Source organism: Enterobacter sp. Li2LvB3 (assembly GCF_056156645.1).
In genome coordinates, this window is record NZ_JBSICG010000003.1 from 68,112 (window position 1) to 88,693 (window position 20,582).

22 protein-coding genes and 1 pseudogene are annotated in these 20,582 nt (G+C 51.9%); 18 read left to right on the forward strand and 5 right to left on the reverse strand.

Annotated features, from left to right (window positions below):
- Positions 1–82 precede the first annotated feature (82 nt).
- The gene (locus ACS603_RS03285; protein WP_014069924.1) at positions 83–277 is read left to right on the forward strand and encodes a YdiH family protein; all 195 of its coding nucleotides are present in this window, start codon (positions 83–85) and stop codon (positions 275–277) included.
- Between the two features lie 45 nt (positions 278–322).
- Here the strand turns inward: ACS603_RS03285 and ACS603_RS03290 are convergent, their stop codons facing one another.
- Together ACS603_RS03290 and ACS603_RS03295 are read right to left on the reverse strand one after the other, a co-directional pair.
- A complete protein-coding gene (locus ACS603_RS03290; protein WP_182060729.1) occupies positions 323–952 on the reverse strand; it encodes a helix-turn-helix domain-containing protein in 630 nt (209 codons plus the stop codon).
- A 66-nt stretch (positions 953–1,018) separates the two neighbouring features.
- Positions 1,019–1,678, reverse strand: coding sequence for a winged helix-turn-helix transcriptional regulator (locus ACS603_RS03295; RefSeq protein ID WP_182063566.1), 660 nt, complete (start codon positions 1,676–1,678; stop codon positions 1,019–1,021).
- 444 nt (positions 1,679–2,122) lie between these two features.
- Here ACS603_RS03295 and ACS603_RS03300 point away from each other — a divergent pair, with 444 nt between their 5' ends.
- Genes ACS603_RS03300 through ACS603_RS03325 form a run of 6 tightly spaced genes read left to right on the forward strand, consistent with a single transcriptional unit; the run spans position 2,123 to position 8,059 of the window.
- Positions 2,123–2,653 (forward strand): fimbrial protein, encoded by a 531-nt coding sequence (locus ACS603_RS03300; protein ID WP_182060730.1) that lies wholly within the window; start codon positions 2,123–2,125, stop codon positions 2,651–2,653.
- 57 nt (positions 2,654–2,710) lie between these two features.
- Positions 2,711–3,388, forward strand: coding sequence for a fimbrial biogenesis chaperone (locus ACS603_RS03305; protein ID WP_315688392.1), 678 nt, complete (start codon positions 2,711–2,713; stop codon positions 3,386–3,388).
- A gap of 43 nt (positions 3,389–3,431) precedes the next feature.
- A complete protein-coding gene (locus ACS603_RS03310; protein WP_315688393.1) occupies positions 3,432–5,972 on the forward strand; it encodes a fimbria/pilus outer membrane usher protein in 2,541 nt (846 codons plus the stop codon).
- Position 5,973: 1 nt separating this feature from the next.
- Positions 5,974–6,921 carry a fimbrial protein gene (locus ACS603_RS03315; RefSeq protein ID WP_474943760.1) on the forward strand — a complete coding sequence of 316 codons (948 nt, stop codon included), beginning with the start codon at positions 5,974–5,976 and terminating at the stop codon, positions 6,919–6,921.
- Between the two features lie 7 nt (positions 6,922–6,928).
- Entirely contained in the window at positions 6,929–7,444 is a 516-nt protein-coding gene (locus ACS603_RS03320) for a fimbrial protein (protein WP_474943761.1), read from the forward strand.
- Positions 7,445–7,459: 15 nt separating this feature from the next.
- Positions 7,460–8,059 carry a LuxR C-terminal-related transcriptional regulator gene (locus tag ACS603_RS03325; RefSeq protein ID WP_182060734.1) on the forward strand — a complete coding sequence of 200 codons (600 nt, stop codon included), beginning with the start codon at positions 7,460–7,462 and terminating at the stop codon, positions 8,057–8,059.
- A 31-nt stretch (positions 8,060–8,090) separates the two neighbouring features.
- Here the strand turns inward: ACS603_RS03325 and ACS603_RS03330 are convergent.
- Positions 8,091–8,231 (reverse strand): annotated as a pseudogene (locus tag ACS603_RS03330) (helix-turn-helix domain-containing protein); the annotation flags it as partial.
- A 122-nt stretch (positions 8,232–8,353) separates the two neighbouring features.
- Between ACS603_RS03330 and ACS603_RS03335 the strand changes: the two are divergent.
- The gene (locus tag ACS603_RS03335) at positions 8,354–8,986 is read left to right on the forward strand and encodes a LuxR C-terminal-related transcriptional regulator (RefSeq protein ID WP_182060735.1); all 633 of its coding nucleotides are present in this window, start codon (positions 8,354–8,356) and stop codon (positions 8,984–8,986) included.
- Positions 8,987–9,026: 40 nt separating this feature from the next.
- Here the strand turns inward: ACS603_RS03335 and fdhF are convergent, their stop codons facing one another.
- Positions 9,027–11,177, reverse strand: a complete 2,151-nt coding sequence (fdhF, locus tag ACS603_RS03340; RefSeq protein WP_474943762.1) for a formate dehydrogenase subunit alpha — start codon at positions 11,175–11,177, stop codon at positions 9,027–9,029.
- A gap of 270 nt (positions 11,178–11,447) precedes the next feature.
- Between fdhF and ACS603_RS03345 the strand changes: the two genes are divergently transcribed.
- The 10 genes from ACS603_RS03345 to ldtE all read left to right on the forward strand — a co-directional run bounded on the left by ACS603_RS03345 (position 11,448) and on the right by ldtE (position 19,990).
- Positions 11,448–11,693, forward strand: a complete 246-nt coding sequence (locus ACS603_RS03345) for a hypothetical protein (RefSeq protein WP_182060737.1) — start codon at positions 11,448–11,450, stop codon at positions 11,691–11,693.
- Between the two features lie 228 nt (positions 11,694–11,921).
- Positions 11,922–12,290: a hypothetical protein gene (locus ACS603_RS03350; protein WP_474943763.1), complete on the forward strand. Its 369-nt coding sequence runs from the start codon at positions 11,922–11,924 to the stop codon at positions 12,288–12,290.
- Positions 12,290–12,796 carry a YqhG/Tai3 family protein gene (locus ACS603_RS03355; protein ID WP_182060739.1) on the forward strand — a complete coding sequence of 169 codons (507 nt, stop codon included), beginning with the start codon at positions 12,290–12,292 and terminating at the stop codon, positions 12,794–12,796. The genes ACS603_RS03350 and ACS603_RS03355 overlap by 1 nt, the downstream gene beginning before the upstream one ends.
- A gap of 565 nt (positions 12,797–13,361) precedes the next feature.
- Positions 13,362–13,730, forward strand: a complete 369-nt coding sequence (sufA, locus tag ACS603_RS03360) for a Fe-S cluster assembly scaffold SufA (protein WP_182060741.1) — start codon at positions 13,362–13,364, stop codon at positions 13,728–13,730.
- 8 nt (positions 13,731–13,738) lie between these two features.
- Positions 13,739–15,229: a Fe-S cluster assembly protein SufB gene (gene sufB / locus ACS603_RS03365; RefSeq protein ID WP_182060742.1), complete on the forward strand. Its 1,491-nt coding sequence runs from the start codon at positions 13,739–13,741 to the stop codon at positions 15,227–15,229.
- A gap of 9 nt (positions 15,230–15,238) precedes the next feature.
- Complete coding sequence (sufC, locus tag ACS603_RS03370) at positions 15,239–15,985, forward strand: Fe-S cluster assembly ATPase SufC (RefSeq protein WP_446492870.1); 747 nt, start codon at positions 15,239–15,241, stop codon at positions 15,983–15,985.
- Positions 15,960–17,231: a Fe-S cluster assembly protein SufD gene (gene sufD, locus ACS603_RS03375; RefSeq protein ID WP_474943764.1), complete on the forward strand. Its 1,272-nt coding sequence runs from the start codon at positions 15,960–15,962 to the stop codon at positions 17,229–17,231. The genes sufC and sufD overlap by 26 nt, the downstream gene beginning before the upstream one ends.
- Positions 17,228–18,448: a cysteine desulfurase SufS gene (sufS, locus tag ACS603_RS03380; RefSeq protein ID WP_474943765.1), complete on the forward strand. Its 1,221-nt coding sequence runs from the start codon at positions 17,228–17,230 to the stop codon at positions 18,446–18,448. Before sufD ends, sufS begins: the two co-directional genes overlap by 4 nt.
- A gap of 14 nt (positions 18,449–18,462) precedes the next feature.
- Positions 18,463–18,879, forward strand: a complete 417-nt coding sequence (gene sufE, locus ACS603_RS03385) for a cysteine desulfuration protein SufE (RefSeq protein WP_182060746.1) — start codon at positions 18,463–18,465, stop codon at positions 18,877–18,879.
- 97 nt (positions 18,880–18,976) lie between these two features.
- Positions 18,977–19,990: a L,D-transpeptidase LdtE gene (gene ldtE / locus ACS603_RS03390; protein ID WP_182060747.1), complete on the forward strand. Its 1,014-nt coding sequence runs from the start codon at positions 18,977–18,979 to the stop codon at positions 19,988–19,990.
- 57 nt (positions 19,991–20,047) lie between these two features.
- Here ldtE and lpp read toward each other — a convergent pair whose 3' ends face one another.
- The gene (gene lpp / locus ACS603_RS03395) at positions 20,048–20,284 is read right to left on the reverse strand and encodes a murein lipoprotein Lpp (protein ID WP_001082307.1); all 237 of its coding nucleotides are present in this window, start codon (positions 20,282–20,284) and stop codon (positions 20,048–20,050) included.
- Between the last annotated feature and the right edge of the window lie 298 nt (positions 20,285–20,582).

The following is a 20,582-nucleotide window of genomic DNA, read 5'->3' on the forward strand; positions in this document are numbered from 1 at the left end:
TCCAGGATGTTTTGCCTTTGGTCAAAATCTGCGCAGTAAAACGTGTTATACTGCTCAGGTTTTGTACACAAGCGAGGACATCATGGATACCGAATTGAACCCAACCCAACTGGCAGTTGAATATTTACGTCGCGATAAGAGCAACCTGTCTCCGGCGCAGTACCTGAAAAAGCTGAAACAGCTTGAGCTGGAATTTGCAGATTTGCTGGCGCTCTCTTCCAGCGAGCTGAAAGAAGAGATCTATTTTGCCTGGCGGTTGGGCGTTCATGTCCATTAATTGCTGAAAAAGGGCCGCGCTTGCGGCCTTTTTTGTCTCTGGCATTCAGTACTTCGCCGGGAGTTTGTTAATTTTAATGAGCCTGCCTTCTTCCATCTCTACATACCCACCTGCTTTCAGGTCGGCCAGAATGCGCATCACACCACTGCGGGAAAGCTGGGTTTTATCACGAATGTAGCGTTCAGCGGTAATACCCCTGCGATATGATTCTTCTTCACTCATTAACAGCATCAGCTGCTGGCGGATCATCTCATACGCCGTCGGGGCACCGTTAGGCATAATGGTATGATAGAGCCGGTTGTACATAAACATCAGATGGTTTGATACCAGCCCCCATAGCCCCTTTTCCTGAATGATGACGTTGAGCTGCGCCGTAGGCAGCGTACCAATCTTGCAGGGTGTGACCGTTTTTAGGTAGTCGTCAAAAAAGATGTCATTGAGGTTGGCCACGCCAAAAAAGGCCGGGCTCTTTGCCGTCGACAGCATCAGATTGTCGCTTCGCCGATAAATGGCAACGGTCCCTTCCAGAATCAAATAACTCATTCCCTGACCATTAACCACCAGAGCCAGCATCTCTCCACGACCTGCGCTACGAAGGGCAGAATAAGGTTGTAATTGAGTAATGAGCTCTTGTGCATAGGGAGAACCGCGATGCAGCTTTTCTGTGGCGGACATAATCTGAACCCGAAAGAATCCTCTTTCTGATTATAGCGATACTCCACTTCACCGACAGTCGCGGGGTCAGTATTTTCGTGGCAAATGATGGATATCAAGCAGGACACCGCGCGCCATGGTGATGTACTTCCCGGTGCGCAGTTCCGCCAGTATGCGCATGATCCCGCTGCGCGACAGCCACGTTCGGCTTTGTATATACCCTGCCGCCGTCATGTTCAGCCGTATTGCTTCAGGCTCCTGCATCAGCTCAAGCAGTTGAAAACGGATAATGTCATAGGCGGACATCTGCGAGATCCGCGAGCAGTGTTCGTAAACGCGGGACGCGGTATAGATCAGCAGATGCGAAAAGGGCTCCCATAAATTGCGTTGCGCAACCACACTGTTGAAGCATGCCAGTGAAATACCCGCTATCTCGGCGGTTTCCAGTGCCCTGACGTACAAGTGCTCTGAGGAGAATTGACTGCTCACGCCGAGCACAAACGGTGAGGATTCGGAATTGAGCACAATGCCATCTCCCCGACGGTGCAGCGCCACACTCCCCTGGAGTAGCAAAAAGCACTGACGAATATCGTTATTATAATATTGGATGACTTCGCCTCGCGACATTATGCGTCTTTCTGCAAAAGGGAGGAGGTTATCGATTATTTTCTCGATGTGTTTATAGGGTTTGGCGGTAAGCACGGGTGTTTTTTCAATATCGAGAATGGGGGACATTCGGGTGTTCATAAGATACCTCACTGACGGATGCGATCGTTTTTTGATCGGCATAGAGAATTATCTTAAAAAACAGCATGTCATGGAATATATAAGGCAGGTCTAAAAGTAGACCGCTGCAATTGATGTTCCTAATACTATGAATTTTAAGGTTGAACATTATGGGTCTAAAAGTAGACCGAAAATAAATCGACGTAAGATATTTCAAAAATAAAATTGTTTTAATTTTGTTAAACAGAAGTCTACAGCTAGACCGCAAAAAAGATTGTGTGCCGAAAAAGAGTTGTATAAATTTTATTCGTCAACAGGCATGACCCAACATGTTTAATCAGCGCTTTGAAGCGGTGTTATTTAATGGGCGCCTGAAAAATATAAAAGGCAAGAGATGATGGGTGAATATCCACGACTCTCTTTATCTGGATTTTAGTAATAAATAAAGTGATGCAGGAACAAGTTATGAAAAATAAGATGATGATAGCAATACTGGCAGTCAGTACCGCGTTGGCAACAACCCACGCTTTTTCCGCCGCGGGCACCGTTAATTTTAACGGAAATATTCTGGATTCTGCTTGCGACGTCGATGTGGCTTCTCAGAATCAGGTCGTGGTATTAGGGGATTATTATAAGACCGAGTTCTTAGCGACCGGAGCAAGAACCGCAGCAACGCAATTTAATATCGTGTTGAAAAACTGCCCGGTGACAGTCACGAACGCGAAGGTTCGTTTTGATGGTACCCCAGATACAACCAATGCCAGCCTGCTGGCGATTGATTCGTCTGCGGCAGGTGCCGCGACCGGTGTGGCGATCAACCTGATGAGCGCGGATAAGGCGGACTTGCCGCTCCATGGCAGCAACAGCTATAGCTATCCGCTTATCAGCACCGCGGATAATACGCTGAGTTTTTATGCACAGTATATTTCCACCGCCGCAACGGTTACCGCGGGTCCGGCGAACGCTGTGGCTAACTTCTCAGTGGTTTACAACTAATATTTTGCAGCAATCTGTAAGGGGCCAGCCCGGCCCCTTTGTAGTATGAGGTTTATCATGCGTTTTATCACCACAGCAGGACTCGCCCTGGCGCTGTCAGCACTGACGCTGGCCACGGCTAATGCCGGCGTTATTATTGGCGGTACCCGGCTCATATTTGAAGGGACTAAAAAAGAAGCGTCAATAAACATAAGTAATCCTGACGCGACGCCTTATTTAATTCAGTCATGGATAGAGATGCAGGAAGGGCATGCAGGTAAAGCGCCGTTTATTATTACACCGCCATTATATCGCCTTGATGGAGGGCAAAAAAATATTGAGCGTATTGTGATGACGGGCGCACTGCCTCAAGAGCAGGAAAGTCTGTTTTGGCTGAATGTCAAAGCGATCCCTTCGGCATCAATGCAGACGAACGCTCTGCAAATTGCAGTGAAAACGCGGATCAAACTGATATACCGGCCGGAAGGCCTGCGGGCGTCAACACCAGAGGAACAAGCGAATAAATTAACCTGGCAACGAACCGGGAATGAAATTCAGGTCAACAACCCCACGCAATATGTCATCAATTTTAATGAAATTACGCTGGGGGGTAAGAAACTGGATGAGGTGACCTATGTTTTACCCGGCTCCTCAACCCGGTTTGTATTACCGAACGAGGCCAGAGGGCATTCGCTCACGTTTAACATTATTAACGACTATGGCAGTCCCGGCGTATTACATCAAACCACGTTGTGATCTTTTTACATCCGGCATGCCTGCATTAACCCGGTAATTCGCAATGACAGAAAATAACAGGCTGAGACCCGCCCCTCTGGCGATAGTTATCGCTTTAGCGTTCGGTGAAGTGCCGCCGGCGCTTTACGCCAGTGTGGCATTTAACACAGAGCTGATTGAACTGGATAATCCCGGAATGGGTAAGGCCGATCTCTCCGCCTTTGAATCTGGAGCTCAGGCGCCGGGGATCTACCATGTTGATATTGTTGTTGACGACCAGTTTGTAGAGACGGCTGATATTCACTTTACCGCGGGTAAAACCGACAGCGGCAATGACGCCCTGCAGCCTTGTCTGAATATGGCGCAATTAAAAAGGTGGGGCGTTAAAACGGCGTTATTTCCGGCGCTCGATGCGGAGAATCGCGATTGCGTGAATCTCCTTGCGATTCCTCAGGCCACTGCGGATTTCCAGTTTGCCGCCCAGCGTCTGGTGTTAACTGTTCCTCAGGCCGCCATCGATCTTCCGGCGAGAGGCTATGTGCCGCCAGAGATGTGGGACGAGGGGATAACGGCCGCAATGCTCAATTACAGCCTGAGTGGGGCGAATAGCCGGGCGAGAACGGGCGCGGGGGGCAGCAGCGATAGCCAGTATGCGAACCTGCGTCCAGGGATCAATATTGGGCCGTGGCGTTTACGCAACTACACCACCTGGTCACGGGATACGTCCGGGAAGGATCGCTGGGACACGGTTTATAGCTATCTGCAGCGTGCCGTTATTCCGCTGAAAGCGCAGCTTACCGTCGGGGACAGCTCCGCCCCGGCTGATGTCTTTGACAGCGTGCCTTTTCGCGGTGCCCAGCTGGCGTCGGACGATGACATGCTCCCGGACTCCATGAAGGGCTATGCGCCCGTGGTCCGCGGGATTGCGCGTACCCACGCCCAGGTCGTGATACGCCAGAATGGCTATCAGATCTACCAGAGCTATGTGGCACCGGGCGCGTTTGAAATTACGGATATGTATCCCACTGGCGGCGCGGGTGATTTAGACGTGACCATTAAAGAGGCAGATGGAAGCGAGCAGCATTTCACGTTGCCTTACGCTTCGGTACCGGTTTTACAGCGTGAAGGACGACTGAAATATGCCTTCTCCGGCGGACAGTATCGCGCTTATAACAGCAGCGTGGAGAAAACCCCATTCGGGCAAATCACCGCTATCTATGGTCTGCAGCATGGCATCACCCTCTATGGCGGTGGGCAGGGCTCCAGCAAGTACCAGTCGCTTGCGGTCGGGACAGGTAAAAACATGGGGGAGTTCGGGGCGCTCTCCGCCGATGTCACTCAGGGCTGGTCATCACCGGCCCACACGGCGAAAACGCATGGGCAGTCTTTGCGCGCGCGCTACAGCAAGAACGTACTCAATACCGGCACCCAATTTTCGATTGCGGGATACCGCTATTCAACCCGGGGCTATTACGGCCTCCAGGACGTGCTGGACTCGTACGGCGACAGTAGCGCGCTTCAGGACCGACGGCGGCACCGCGTGGAGCTGACCATGAGCCAGACGCTAGGCGATGAGCGGGGGGCACTAACGCTCAGCGCCGCACGGGAAGAGTACTGGAACTCCGACAGAACGATGGCTTCATGGAGTGTCGGTTACAACAACGACTGGCACAGCATCAGCTATGGCGTGACCTGGACCTACAGTAAAAATGACAGCACGGCGTCATCAGCGAGCGGCAGCGCAAAATCCTACGATCGCGACCAGCTTCTTGCATTTACCGTCAGCGTTCCGCTGGATAAATTCCTGCCGCAGACGTGGGCCAACTATGGCCTGAACGCCAGTAAGAATAATGGCACGACACACAGTATCGGCATCAACGGGGTCGCGCTCGAAAACAGCGCGCTGAACTGGAATATTCAGCAGGGTTACGGCACGGATGGCGTCGGGTATACCGGCACGATGAACGGCGACTATAAAGGGACGTATGGCGAGGTCACGGCGGGATATGGCTACGACAAAAATAGCGAGCGCCTGAATTACGGTTTGCAGGGAGGGATCCTCGCCCATGCTGACGGTATAACGCTGTCTCAACCGCTGGGGGAAACCAATGCGTTGATCAAAGCCTCTGGTGCCTACGGGGTGAATATCCGCAATCAGTCCGGCGTGCGGACCGATTACCGGGGCTTTACGGTGGCGAATAACCTCGCCGTATACCGAAAAAACGATCTCGCCCTCGATCCGGAAAATATGCCTGATGACGTGGAGCTGCAGATCAATACGCGTTCGGTGACCCCTACACGCGGGGCGGTGGTGAAAGCCGATTATCACGCCAAAGTGGGACGTCGGGCGCTGATGACCTTAACGGACGATAACCATGTCGTCCCGTTTGGGGCGGTGGTCACCCTTGCAGATGAGGATAACAGCAGTTTTATTGTCGGCGATCGCGGTCAGGTTTATTTAACGGGCCTGCGCGAGCAGGGCACCGTTCTGGCGACATGGGGGAATCAATCTCACCAGCAGTGTCGGGCGGATTTTAGCCTGCCGGAAAGAACCCAATACGGTGGCATTACTGACATGAGCGTCAGATGCCGCCAGGAAAAGTAATATGAAACGGTTTACTACGCTTTTACTGCTTTGCTGTCTTTTCGGATGGCATAGCGCCAGGGCAGGGACTTGCAACACTATGACTCCCCAGATCTCGACGCTGTCGGTCGGGACGATTAACGTTCAGCGCGATGCGCCGGTCGGGACGGTGATTTTTTCCGGTGCGGGAGCGTATACCGGATCTTATCTTAGCGGGTGTAGCAATCCGCTCATGCTGGGTTTTAGCATGCGATATAACAATGCCACGCTGAGCAATTACGGAAATCATGTGTACAACACCAATGTCAGCGGCATCGGTATCCGACTGTCATCAAATGCCTATTTTGAGAATCCGAGCAATACCTTCTCTTACAATGCGCAAACCTCTTTCGTGGAGTGGTACGGCGGCTGGGTCGAGCTGGTGGTGACCGGCCCGGTATCGTCCGGGGCCTTAACGCCTGGGGCCATAGGCGTGGTGACGCTGCAGGGCAGCGACGGAGTTTACCGCGACGGGCTGACCGTGCAGCTTACCGGCGGAACCATTAATGCGCTGGCCTGTTCGATTACCACACCGCAGCTGACCTTCCCGATAGGGGATATTTCGGCTTCAGCGTTTGGCTCCGTGGTGGGCACCACGCCAACGGTCGCGCAGAATACGCAAAACCTGGGAGTAAACTGCAGTCCTGGAACCAATATTATGGTTTCCCTGAGCGGAATACAGAATCCGGACGGTGCGAATACCAGCGTGATGGCATTAACAGGGCAGGGAAATCCCGGCACGGCAAAAGGTATTGGCGTGCAGCTTCTTTATAACGGCACGCCGCTGGCATTGAATAGCCGCCTTTTATTAAAACAATCTTCCGGCGGGCAGGAGACGCTTCCGTTAACGGCGCGTTACTACCAGACCTTAACGTCCGTTGAGTCCGGCTCCGCAAATGCGTCGGCCACGCTAAATTTGACGTACCAGTAAGGATGGCATGATGAAATTAACACGCAGGTGCGCGCTTATTTTGCTTTTATGCTGCGGGCGGGTTTTCTCTGCTGACAGCGTTAACCTCGGCGTAACGGGAAATATCGTTGCCTCTCCCTGTATATTCAATGAGGGTAATGCAAACCTGGATGTTCATCTTGGCAATATTCAGGCTACCAATATGGTTACGCCCGGATCGTCATCCGATCCGGTGGACTTTAACCTGCTTTTTACCCAGTGCCCGGCGGGGACCCGCAGCGTCACGGTCTCCTTCACCGGCAATCCCGATCCGGCTGCCGGTGCGGATTACTACCGGAACAGCGGTTCGGCGACCCACGTGGCGATAGCCATGCGCGAGGCCGCAACGGGTACGCTGAAGGGAACAGGCTCCAGCATCACGCAAAATATTGCGGCCGACCGAACGGCGACGATCGCCATGCAGGCTTCGGTAACATCTGTCACCGGCGGCGCGACGCCGGGAAGTATAAGTGCCGTCGTTGTGATGACGATGCAATACAACTAAGATTCGGTACACGCTATGCTGAATATCCTGATTCAAGAGACAGACCAGTTTTTCCACCGTGGGCTGCAGTGTTTTTTTGTAGATTTCTTTACGCGTAATTTTAAGCAGCCGATCCATTTCGACGTCGAGCTTAGCCGTGATAACGTCAGCGCTGCCGATATTATCGTTCTCCCTTTCTGTATGGGGGAGACGCACATCTGTTATCCCGAATTGCAGGCGCGCCAAAAAGGTATCGTGATTGGGGTCGTGGATGACGCGCGTCGTTTTTCGGCATCACCCTCATGTTTTCAGGATATTACTTTTATTTCCCGCAGCGCGTCGCTTGATCGGATAAGCGAGGTGCTATTTCTCGCCTGGTACCGCACGCAAATACCCGGTTACCGCTGGAGGAAAAAAGAGTGCGCTGACTGTCAGCATAAAACATTCTCCCCGCAGCAAATGCGAATGATGGTGAATTTTTACCGGGGGTTGTCGGTGATGCAGATTGCCCGTTCGCTAAAAATGAGCAATAAAACCGTGTTTACGCATAAATATATGATGATGCAGAAATTTAACCTGCGAAGCGATGTTGAGCTGATTGCCCTGATTCGCAAAGTGATGGAGAGGAAGACATAGAACAGCATACGCGTCATGGTACTTATATGCTTTATATAATGACCCCTTTCTTTAAACTCGCCAAAATGCGCATTATCCCACTGCGGGAAAGGTGCGTTTTATCGCGAATATAACGCTCAGCGGTGATGTTCTCTCGCAATACGGGGGCTTCGCTAATTAGCTCATTAAGCTGGGCGCTTCAGTCCTGCGGTGCGGAGGTGTGGATTGACGATCTTTTACCGGAGTATATTCCTTATTTCCAGTGGTTTATGTGGCCAGAAGAGCGATATTCATTGCATTATATGTCGGTGGCAGATGATTAGAATACTTATCAAAGATAACGATTTGTTCTTTATGAATGGGATGGAATTTCTTTTCAAGGAGCTCTTCGAACACCGCTTTAATGAAACCGTAAAATACGTTAGCGAATATACGCCTGAGAATATCGCCCTTTCGGACGTTATTGTTCTCTCATTGTGTAAGGGGGAGCGTTATACCTGCTTCCCGGAGCTGCGGGCACGCACCAAAGGCATTATCATTGGGCTGGTAAATGAAGAAGACACACCCGAAATGTCACCCTCGTGTTTCTCAGATATTGTATACATCACGAGGAGCAGTTCACTCGACAGCATGACGAATAAAATCATTACGGTCTGGAATAAATGGCTAACGTCGAAAACGTTCGTGGCGGACACCTACTGCCTTTGGTGCAAGCATCGCCAAATGTCTGAATACCAGTTCCGTTTACTGGAGCATTTTCATAAAGGCAAAACAATCAATGAAATTGCCAGCGATCTGGGCGTCAGCAGTAAAACAATCTTTGCCCATAAATACCTGGTTATGCATAAATTTAACCTTCGTACAGATAGCGATTTAAAGGGGTTTCTCAACATGCTGGCGAAAAAAGTAAGCATAACGATGAATTTCAGGAAGAGAATAGTGCGTTGAAGATTGCCGGGTCAGGCATAAATACCACCCGGCAATGTTGTTAAATATTCACCGCATCTAGTAACCGCGTTTTCATGGTCTGATAGGCCGACGCCGCATAATCCTCCGCCCAGCGCTGGTCCTCAATGGCCTCAATCTGTACCGCGCAATATTTCGTTTCCGGCGTTTTGGATATTGGGTCGAGGTTATCCTGCGTCAGTTCGTTACAGGCGCCAATCCACCATTGATACGTCATGTAAACCGCACCGGTATTGATGCGCTCACTGATGCTGGCACGGGTAATCACTTTCCCCCTGCGCGAGCGCACCCAAACCAGCTGGCCGTCGCGGATGCCCAGCGTGTCGGCATCTGCCGGGTTTAACTGCACGCGACCAGGCTCGTCGGCCAGGCTTTGCAGTGCGGCACAGTTACCGGTCATTGAGCGACAGGAGTAGTGGCCAACTTCCCTTACCGTGCAGAGCACCAGAGGATATTCCGCATCAGGAATTTCGGCCGGTTGACGCCACGCGGTCGCAAAAAGCTGCCCCTTGCCGGTTGGTGTGTCGAACTGATTGTCTTTATACAGATAAGGCGTGCCGGGATGTTCCAGGGTTGGACACGGCCACTGGACATGACCCATCTCGCCCATTTTTTCGTACGTCACGCCATAGAACAGTGGGCACAGCTCGCGCATCTCATCCCAGATCTGCTGGTCAGACGTATAGTGCATCGGGAAGCCCATTTCGGTGGCAAGCAGGCTGATAATTTCCCAGTCGCGCTTCACGTTGCCGCGGGCTTCAATGGCTTTGCCGAATCGCTGGAAGCCACGGTCAGCGCAGGTAAATACGCCGCCGTGCTCGCCCCAGGAGGTCGCCGGAAGCAGCACGTCAGCCACTTCGGCGGTTTTGGTCATGAAAATGTCCTGCACCACCACAAAATCCAGCGCCTCAAACCCCTGGCGCACCAGGCCAAGATCGGCCTCCGTCTGGAGTGGATCTTCCCCCATGATGTAATAGGCCTTGATCTTGCCTTCCAGCGCGAGGTGCGGAACTTCCGTTATGCGTGTCCCCACGCGGTCATCCATCTGGTTGACATCGATGTGCCAGGCATCGGCAAATTTTTGCCGGACCGCAGTATCGGTGACATCCTGATAACCTGGGAACATGTTAGGCAGCACACCCATATCACACGCACCCTGAACATTGTTCTGCCCGCGCACCGGGCCGACGCCGACCGCCGGGCGCCCCAGATTACCGGTCAGCAGGGCGAGGCTGGAAAGCCCTTTAACCACATCGACGGCCTGCCCAAACTGGGTGACGCCCATCCCCCACATAACGGTGGCAGACGGTGCTGCCGCGAAAGTACGCATTGCCTGGCGAACGTCGCTGGCGGCAATGCCGGTCAGATGTTCGACATTCTCTGGAGCGTAATCTTTTACCGCCTCGCGGTAGGCATCCAGCCCTTCGGTAAAACGCGCAACATAGTTTTTGTCGTACAACTCCTCTTCCAGAAGTACATAGCCAAAGGCGTTTACCAGCGCCATATTACTGCCGTTTTTCAGCTGTAGATGCTGATCGGCAATGCGCGCGGTTTCGATACGGCGCGGATCGCAGACAATAATTTTCGCGCCATTTTCACGCGCTTTAAGCACGCGTCTTGCCACAATCGGATGCGAGTCGGCGCAGTTATAGCCAAAGACCAGCAGGCATTTTGAGTTTTCAATATCGTTGATGGAGTTGCTCATGGCGCCATTGCCAAGCGTCTCCTGTAGGCCTGCAACGGAAGGGCCGTGGCAGACGCGCGCGCAGCAGTCTACGTTGTTGGTGTTAAGCACCGCCCGGGCAAATTTTTGCATCACGTAGTTCGTTTCATTGCCTGTTCCGCGAGAGGAACCGGTAGTCATGATCGACCGTGGGCCGAACTGTTCTTTAATGCTTTTCAGTTTGTGGGCGGTGTAGCGAATGGCTTCTTCCCAGGTAACGGGGGTGAACGCTTCACCTTTATGGTAGCGGATCATCGGTTGCGTTAAGCGAGGAGTCAGCAGACGAGTGTCGTTAAGGAAATCCCAGCCGTAAAAGCCTTTCAGACACAGCGTGCCCTGGTTTGTTACGCCATCGGCGGCTTCGGCACGGATAATGCGGTTATTTTCAACGACAAGGTTTAATTTGCAGCCTGCACCACAGTAAGGGCAGACGCTTGCGATTTTTTTCATCAATAACAGACCTGTTAATAAATGAAGAGATGTTTAACTGGTTAGCCCAGTCCCGTTAGCGTGATTAGCAGGATCCGTGCCAAATCTGAAAAGGTTGTCATACGGGCATTTATTTCGATGTCGGGTCTGTCGTCGGCAGTGAATTCGTCAAATTTGACGATGATTCGTCAGCTAAATTCCAGGAGCTATTGGGTAAAAATCATTTCGGATATGATGAATAACCTGATGTGCAGAAAGGGTTCTGACCGGATAAGGCGTAAGGAAAACACGATGAAAACCTGGCTGTTCTATATGAATGATATTGCTGTCAATGTTTATGAGAAAAAGACACTCACCGCCGAACGCGCAAAAAGTCTTAAGGCCGAAGGATTTCATAGATTGCCGTTTGATACCGAGGCAAAGGATGAATCAGACGCGGTGGATAGGATGTTGCAGCATTTCCGGGAGAATACCGAGGCTCTGGCGGAGTACACCAAAGATATGACTATCCCGGCGATTATATTTAGCCTGCTTTGATTACAGGAGACGGAGGCCTCCCTCCGTCTATGGCGAAATGAGCGTGAACAATATCAACTGGGCTTTCTTTGGTCATGCGCAATAGTCCCCCCGGATTTTCATAAAGATGCATTACATCAGAGCCCCAGTCATATCGCGATCTAATTATTCAGAACAGCATTTTTAATCCCACAGCACTTTAATGGTTAACGTGATAATTCCGCTCTTACTTACTTAAAGGAACTAAGAATGAGTTGGAATAAAGAAGCCGCAGTTTCGTATCTCCGTTCACACGCTCTGGGGCGATCTCATAGTGAATGTGCTAAGTTTACCCGCCTGGCCATCCTGGCTGGAGGTGTTAAGGTACCGAACACAGATTATGCAAAAGATTATGGGGCGGAATTACTACGTGCTGGATTCAGTGAACTGCCGCCCGGTTCAACTTTAATTTCTGGCGATGTGGCTGTGATACAGCCTTATCCCGGCGGAAATGGCATAGGTCATATGACCATGTATGATGGCACGCAGTGGATTTCAGACTTTGTTCAAAAAAGCATGTATCCGGGGCCTGGGTACAGAAAAATGCAACCACCCTTTAAAATTTACAGGATGCGTTGATGAAAAGGATATTTTTATCATTCGTTATTTTGCTGGTGGGATGCACTTCAGCTGCCAATCAAGATCAGGGCGCAAAAGACGCTACTGAATCATTTTATAAATCCTATCTTTCCGTATTCGGCAGCGATGAAACCAGGCTTTACCCTGCCGACGAACTACGTAAATATGTTTCTGCTGATACTATTGCTCGCATTGATGCCATTCAGGAAATCTCTGAACAGGAGTTAATAGAGTCTGACTATTTTACGTATACCCAGGATTACTCTCGTGAATGGGTAGCTGCGTTACGAGTAGAAAACGCAAGGCCATTTTTAAACGGTGAAGTGGTCCAGGTCATTGAGGGGGCGGGTGACGGGAGAAGCATACACCTTGAAGTTTTTCTTCGTCGTGAAAATGATGCATGGAAAATCTACCGCGTTCGTGACGTAACGAACAATCACGAGCACCCAATTTTCAATACCGGAGCTATTGCCCGGGAAAAGGCCGCAGCGGAAAGTGGGCTTTAAAAAGCAAACAATAACAAGCCTCGGTATCTGCCGAGGCTTGTTTATGGACAGAATAAAATGCCTCACCAATAAACTATCCTGTATTTTCTGTCGCGGCATGCCGGAATGATCGACCTGATGCTGCTTTCCGCTGTGGCTGTGGTCGCGCGAGCCTCCTACACCGGGCCGCCATGGTGGCAGGAACTGGAAGGAACTACGTGGAGGTAAATTGGGGAGCGATAAATTGTCCTATATTGTCCGCATCCCCAAAATCTTAAGTTGCTGATTTTAATGTAATCGACTGATTTAGTAGAAATTAAAAAAATCTATTCTATAAATAGGTATTTTCGATACATATTTCTTCATTCCCACCTGTACGTCTATTTAGAATGTTAAATGCATTATTTATCAATGTATTGAACAATTAAATCCATCCCTCCGGCCTGTCGCAACAGGGTCTATGCTTAATAAAAGTAGCCAAAAAGGGCGATTTAGCGGAAAGCCCCTGCTGTCAGGGGGTTGAAGTGATAATCGTTATCACTAACATGATGTTATGCCCTGGTGGCTCAATACATGAGGTGGACCTATGGAATTGCATTCAGAAACCTTCAATCCTGCCGACTTTGCCTGGCGTGGCTTAACGCTAACGCCAGCGGCTGCGGCACATATTCACGAGCTGGTGGCTAAACAAACCGGGATCCTCGGCGTGCGCTTAGGCGTTAAGCAGACCGGTTGTGCAGGCTTCGGCTACGTGCTGGATACCGTCACGGAACCCGCAAAAGACGACCTGGTATTTGAAACCGATGGCGCGAAACTGTACGTCGCGCTACAGGCCATGCCCTTTATCGACGGAACTGAAGTCGACTACGTTCGCGAAGGGTTAAACCAGCTCTTTAAATTTCATAACCCGAAAGCCCAGAACGAATGCGGCTGCGGCGAAAGCTTTGGCGTATAGGCGGTACTATGTCTCGTAATACTGAAGCAACTGATGATGTCAACACCTGGAGCGGCGGGCACCTCAACTATAAAGAGGGGTTCTTCACCCACCTGCAAACAGATGAACTGGCAAAAGGCATCAATGAAGATGTCATCCGCGCGATTTCGGCCAAGCGTAATGAGCCGGAGTGGATGCTTGAGTTCCGTCTGAATGCTTTCCGTGCCTGGCTTGAAATGGAAGAGCCACACTGGCTAAAAGCGCACTATGACAAGCTGAACTATCAGGATTACAGCTACTACTCCGCGCCATCCTGCGGCAGTTGTGATGATACCTGCGCCTCGCAGCCGGGAGCCGTACAGCAAACCGGTGCCGAGAACAGCTTCCTGAGCAAAGAAGTCGAAGAGGCATTTAATCAGCTGGGCGTGCCGGTGCGGGAAGGTAAAGAGGTGGCGGTTGACGCCATTTTTGACTCCGTTTCAGTTGCCACCACCTACCGTGAAAAGCTGGCCGGGCAGGGCATTATCTTCTGCTCGTTTGGCGAAGCCATCCACGAACACCCCGATCTGGTGAAGAAGTACCTGGGGACGGTTGTACCGGGTAACGATAACTTTTTTGCCGCGCTCAACGCTGCGGTGGCGTCCGATGGCACCTTTATTTACGTGCCAAAAGGCGTGCGCTGCCCGATGGAGCTGTCGACCTATTTCCGCATCAACGCCGAAAAAACCGGCCAGTTCGAACGCACGATCCTGATTGCCGATGAGGGAAGCTACGTCAGCTACATCGAAGGCTGTTCTGCTCCGGTTCGCGACAGCTATCAGCTGCACGCGGCAGTGGTGGAAGTCATCATCCACAAAGACGCCGAAGTGAAATACTCCACCGTGCAAAACTGGTTCCCGGGCGATGGTAACACCGGCGGCATCCTGAACTTCGTCACCAAGCGCGCGCTGTGCGAAGGCGAAAACAGCAAAATGTCCTGGACCCAGTCGGAAACCGGCTCTGCGATCACCTGGAAATACCCAAGCTGCATTCTGCGCGGGGATAACTCCATCGGTGAGTTTTATTCTGTGGCGCTCACCAGCGGACGCCAGCAGGCGGATACCGGCACCAAGATGATCCACATTGGTAAAAACACCAAATCAACGATTATCTCGAAAGGGATCTCCGCCGGGCACAGCCAGAACAGCTATCGCGGGCTGGTGAAAATCATGCCTACGGCCACCAACGCTCGTAACTTTACCCAGTGTGACTCGATGCTGATTGGCCCTGATAGCGGCGCGCATACCTTCCCGTACGTGGAATGCCGAAACAACAGCGCCCAACTGGAGCATGAAGCGACCACATCGCGTATTGGTGAAGATCAGCTCTTCTACTGCCTGCAACGCGGGATCAGTGAAGAAGATGCGATATCAATGATTGTTAACGGCTTCTGTAAGGATGTGTTCTCTGAACTGCCGCTGGAATTTGCCGTTGAAGCCCAAAAACTCCTCGCCATTAGTCTTGAACACAGCGTCGGTTAAGGAAAGCACATGTTAAGCATTAAAGATTTACAGGTAAGCGTTGAAGACAAAGAGATCCTGCGTGGCCTCAATTTTGACGTCAAACCGGGAGAAGTTCACGCCATCATGGGGCCAAACGGCTCCGGGAAAAGTACGCTTTCAGCGACGCTGGCAGGACGTGAAGATTACGAAGTCACCCACGGTTCTGTCGAGTTTAACGGCAAAGATTTGCTCGAGATGTCACCGGAAGACCGTGCGGGAGAGGGCATCTTTATGGCCTTCCAGTACCCGGTAGAAATTCCTGGCGTCAGTAACCAGTTCTTCCTGCAAACGGCGCTCAATGCGGTGCGTAAATACCGTGGACTGGAGGCGCTCGACCGATTTGACTTCCAGGATCTGATGGAAGAAAAAATCAAGCTGCTGAAAATGCCGGAAGATCTCCTGACCCGCTCTGTGAACGTCGGCTTCTCCGGCGGTGAGAAAAAGCGTAACGATATTCTGCAAATGGCGGTGCTGGAGCCGGAACTGTGCATTCTCGATGAAACCGATTCTGGTCTGGATATCGATGCCCTGAAGATTGTGGCTGACGGCGTAAACTCCCTGCGCGACGGTAAACGTTCGTTCATTATCGTCACGCACTACCAGCGAATTCTTGACTACATCAAACCGGATTACGTCCATGTGCTCTGGCAAGGGCGCATTGTGAAATCCGGCGATTTTACGCTGGTCAAACAACTGGAGGAGCAGGGCTATGGCTGGCTTACCGAACAGCAGTAACGCGCTCCAGCAGTGGCATCGCCTGTTTGAAGCGCAGGGCGACTCGCGCTCTGAACATGCCCAACAGCACCTTCAACAGATGCTGCGCCTGGGATTGCCGACGCGTAAGCATGAAAACTGGAAATACACCCCGCTCGACGGATTGCTGAACGGCCAGTTCGTGACCCGTCTGGCGGATGTCAGCAAGGCTCAGTGCGATCTGCTGGCGCTGAGCGTGGCGGCAGTGCGTCTGGTATTTGTTGACGGGCGCTTCCACCCGGAACTGAGTGACGATACGCAGAACAGCGGCTTTGAAATAACTGTGAATAACGACCGCCAGCCGCTCGCGGTGCCGGTACAGCCGGAGGTGTTCCTGCACCTTACCGAAAGCCTGGCGCAGAGTGTCACGCAGATCCGCGTAAAACGTAACCAGCGCCCGGCGAAGCCGTTGCTGTTGATGCATATCACTCAGGGGCTGCCGGGTGAAGAGATCAACACCGCGCATTATCGCCACCATCTTGAACTGGCCGAAGGGGCGGAGGCGACGATCATCGAACACTACGTTAGCCTGAATGACGCGCCGCACTTTACCGGCGCACGCCTGACGATGAACGTGGCGGCAAATGCGCAACTTCACCATATCAAGCTGGCGTTTGAAAACCCGGCCAGCCACCACTTTGCCCATAACGATATTCTGCTGGGAGCCGATGCGGCGGCATATAGCCACAGCTTCCTGTTGGGCGGCGCAGTGCTGCGCCATAACACCAGCACGCAGCTGAATGGTGAAAACACTACGCTTCGCATTAATAGTCTGGCGATGCCGGTTAAATCGGAAGTGTGCGATACCCGCACCTGGCTTGAGCACAACAAAGGCTACTGCAACAGCCGCCAGCTGCATAAAACCATCGTCAGCGATAAAGGCCGCGCGGTATTTAACGGCCTGATTAACGTGGCGCAACACGCCATCAAAACTGACGGGCAGATGACCAACAACAACCTGCTGTTAGGGCGCCTGGCGGAAGTGGATACCAAACCGCAGCTTGAGATCTACGCCGACGATGTGAAGTGCAGCCACGGCGCCACGGTTGGCCGTATTGACGATGAACAGATGTTCTATCTGCGCTCGCGTGGGATCGACAAACAGGCGGCGCAGAAGATGATTATTTACGCGTTTGCGGCAGAACTGACGGAAGCGCTGCGTGATAACGCGTTAAAACAGCAGGTGCTGGAGCGTATTGGTCAGCGTCTGCCTGGAGGCGAAGCATGAGTTTTCCCGTAGAGAAAGTACGGGCGGATTTTCCGGTTCTGACCCGTGAAGTGAACGGTCTGCCGCTGGCCTATCTCGACAGTGCTGCCAGCGCTCAGAAACCGAATCAGGTGATTGACGCTGAAGCGGAGTTCTACCGCCACGGCTATGCCGCCGTGCATCGCGGTATTCATACGCTCAGCGCTGAGGCAACGCAGAGCATGGAAAACGTGCGCACCCAGGTGGCGGCGTTCCTCAATGCGCGCTCGCCGGAAGAGCTGGTATTTGTGCGCGGCACCACCGAAGGGATAAACCTGGTGGCGAACAGCTGGGGCAGCGCACAGGTCCACGCCGGGGATAACATCATCATTACCCAGATGGAACATCACGCGAATATCGTTCCCTGGCAGATGCTCTGCGAGCGCACAGGCGCACAGCTGCGCGTGATCCCGTTGAACAAGGACGGCACTCTACAGCTGGCGCAACTCGACGTGTTGCTTGATGCACGCACCCGGCTGGTGGCTGTCACGCAAGTATCTAACGTCCTGGGGACCGAAAACCCGGTGGCGGAGATTATCGAAAACGCGCATCAGGTAGGTGCGAAAGTGCTGGTTGATGGCGCGCAGGCCGTGATGCACCACGCCATTGACGTGCAGGCGCTGGATTGCGATTTCTACGTTTTTTCCGGGCATAAGCTCTACGGGCCAACCGGCATCGGCGTGCTGTATGTTAAAGACGCGATTTTGCAGGCTATGCCACCCTGGGAAGGGGGCGGGTCAATGATTGCCACCGTCAGTCTGACGGAAGGTACCACTTACACACGTGCGCCGTGGCGCTTTGAGGCGGGCACGCCTAATACGGGTGGGATTATCGGCCTTGGGGCGGCGATTGCGTATATCTCCTCGATTGGTCTTGATGCCATTCAGGAGTACGAACAGGTGCTGATGCACTACGCCTTACAGGAGCTTTCCAGTGTACCGGATCTGGTCTTATACGGCCCGGCCGACAGGAAAGGGGTGATTGCCTTTAATCTGGGTAAACACCATGCCTACGATGTGGGCAGTTTCCTGGATAATTACGGCGTGGCCGTGCGTACCGGGCATCATTGTGCCATGCCGCTGATGGCATTTTACCAGGTGCCGGCGATGTGCCGGGCATCGCTGATGATGTATAACACAATGGAAGAGGTCGACAGACTGGTGGCGGGACTTAAACGTATCCACCAGCTGCTTGGATAACGGAGAGGCAAGAGATGGCCGATTTGCCGGACAGAGATAAACTGCTGCGTAACTTTGGGCGTTGTGCAAACTGGGAAGAGAAATATCTCTATATTATCGAGCTGGGGCAGCGTTTGCCCCCACTCGGTGAGGAAGAGCATAACCCACAAAACAGTATTCAGGGCTGCCAGAGCCAGGTGTGGATCGTCATGCGCCAGAACGATGCTGGCGTAATTGAATTGCAGGGCGACAGCGATGCGGCCATTGTGAAGGGGCTTATCGCGGTGGTGTTTATTCTTTATCACCAGATGTCAGCACAGGATATTGTCACTTTTGACGTGCGCCCGTGGTTTGAAAAAATGGCGCTGACACAACACCTCACCCCGTCCCGTTCTCAGGGACTCGAAGCGATGATTCGCGCAATTCGCTCCAAAGCGTCAATCATTAGCTAGACTTAACAGACAGCATTCATTCTGTTTCGCGAGGTGGTTCCCGCCTCGCTGGTTTTTCAGCTTTCTGGCTTTCTGCCAGTGAATAAGGAATCTCAGCATGAAGCGCGCGTCTATTATTACTCTATTACTCCTCGGTTCGCTCGGTGCGCTTAATTCGGCCTGGGCGGTTGATTATCCATTGCCGCCTGTCGGCAGTAGACTTATTGGTCAAAATCAAACCTACACCATTCAGGAAGGGGACAATAAACTTCAGGCCATTGCCCGACGATTTAATACGGCTGCACAGTTGATCCTCGAAACCAATAATACGATAGCCCCGGTTAATCCTGCGCCGGGAACCGTAATTACGATCCCCTCACAGATGCTACTGCCAGACACGCCGCGCGAAGGCATAGTCGTGAACCTGGCTGAGCTACGGCTTTACTACTTCCCTCCAGGTGAAAACATTGTTCAGGTTTTCCCGCTGGGCATTGGGCAACTGGGTCTGGAAACCCCGGTCACCACTACGCGCGTGAGTCAGAAAATCCCTAATCCAACCTGGACACCTACACCCGGCATCAGAGCGCGCTCACTGGCGCAGGGTATTAAACTGCCCCCGGTAGTCCCCGCAGGGCCAAATAACCCGTTAGGACGCTTTGCACTGCGTTTAGGTGTGGGGCATGGGGAATATCTCATTCACGGGACCAGTGCGCCCGACAGTGTAGGGTTGCGGGTCAGTTCCGGGTGTATGCGCATGAACGCGCCGGATATTAAGGCGTTGTTTGAACAGGCGCGCGTCGGTACGCGTGTGCAAATCATCAACGAGCCGGTGAAATACTCCGTTGAACCTGATGGCAGACGTTACGTCGAAGTCCACCGTCCTCTGGCGCAGCAAGAAGGGGAGAACCCACAGACAACGCCAATTAACCACTCAACAGACTTTGCCTCTTTTGTCACTCAGTCCGGGAGTGATAAAGGGCTCATCAACAAAGCGTTATCGCGCCGCGCAGGGATACCTGTGGTGGTGTCAGCTGGCAATGGTCCGTCAGCGAATAATGCGGTGTTATCGGTACAGAACAGCCGGGTGTCTGCGGCGGTATCAGAAGGCGAGGGTGAGAAGGTTACGCAGTAGGAATGTGAAGGCAAAAAAAATGGCGCACAATGTGCGCCATTTTATTAACAGGTACTATTACTTACGGTATTTAGTAGCCTGGTTATCCAGACGCTGGTTAGCGCGAGCTGCGTCGTCTTTAGCAGCCTGAACGTCGGAACGCATTGCGTTCACGTCGTTGCTCAGCTGGTCAACTTTAGCGTTCAGAGTCTGAACGTCAGAAGACAGCTGATCGATTTTAGCGTTGCTGGAGCAACCAGCCAGCAGAGTAGAACCCAGGATTACCGCGCCCAGTACCAGTTTAGTACGATTCATTATTAATACCCTCTAGATTGAGTTAATCTCCATGTAGCGTTACAAGTATTACACAAAGTTTTTTAGGTTGAGAATATTTTTTTGATGGGAATACGCCTATTTTTGATCGTTCGCTCAAAGAAGCAACGAATTCGGCATTTTTGTCGAAAAAGCTATGTTAAAAAAGGCATTTTTCATCGGATTCATCTTAGATAATTCGCTATTAAATAGAAAAACCCGATTTGCTTTTTGAATAAATCTGGCTAATGCCTGGAATAAAAAAAGCGCCCCGAAGGGCGCTTTTATCAAAAATTAATTC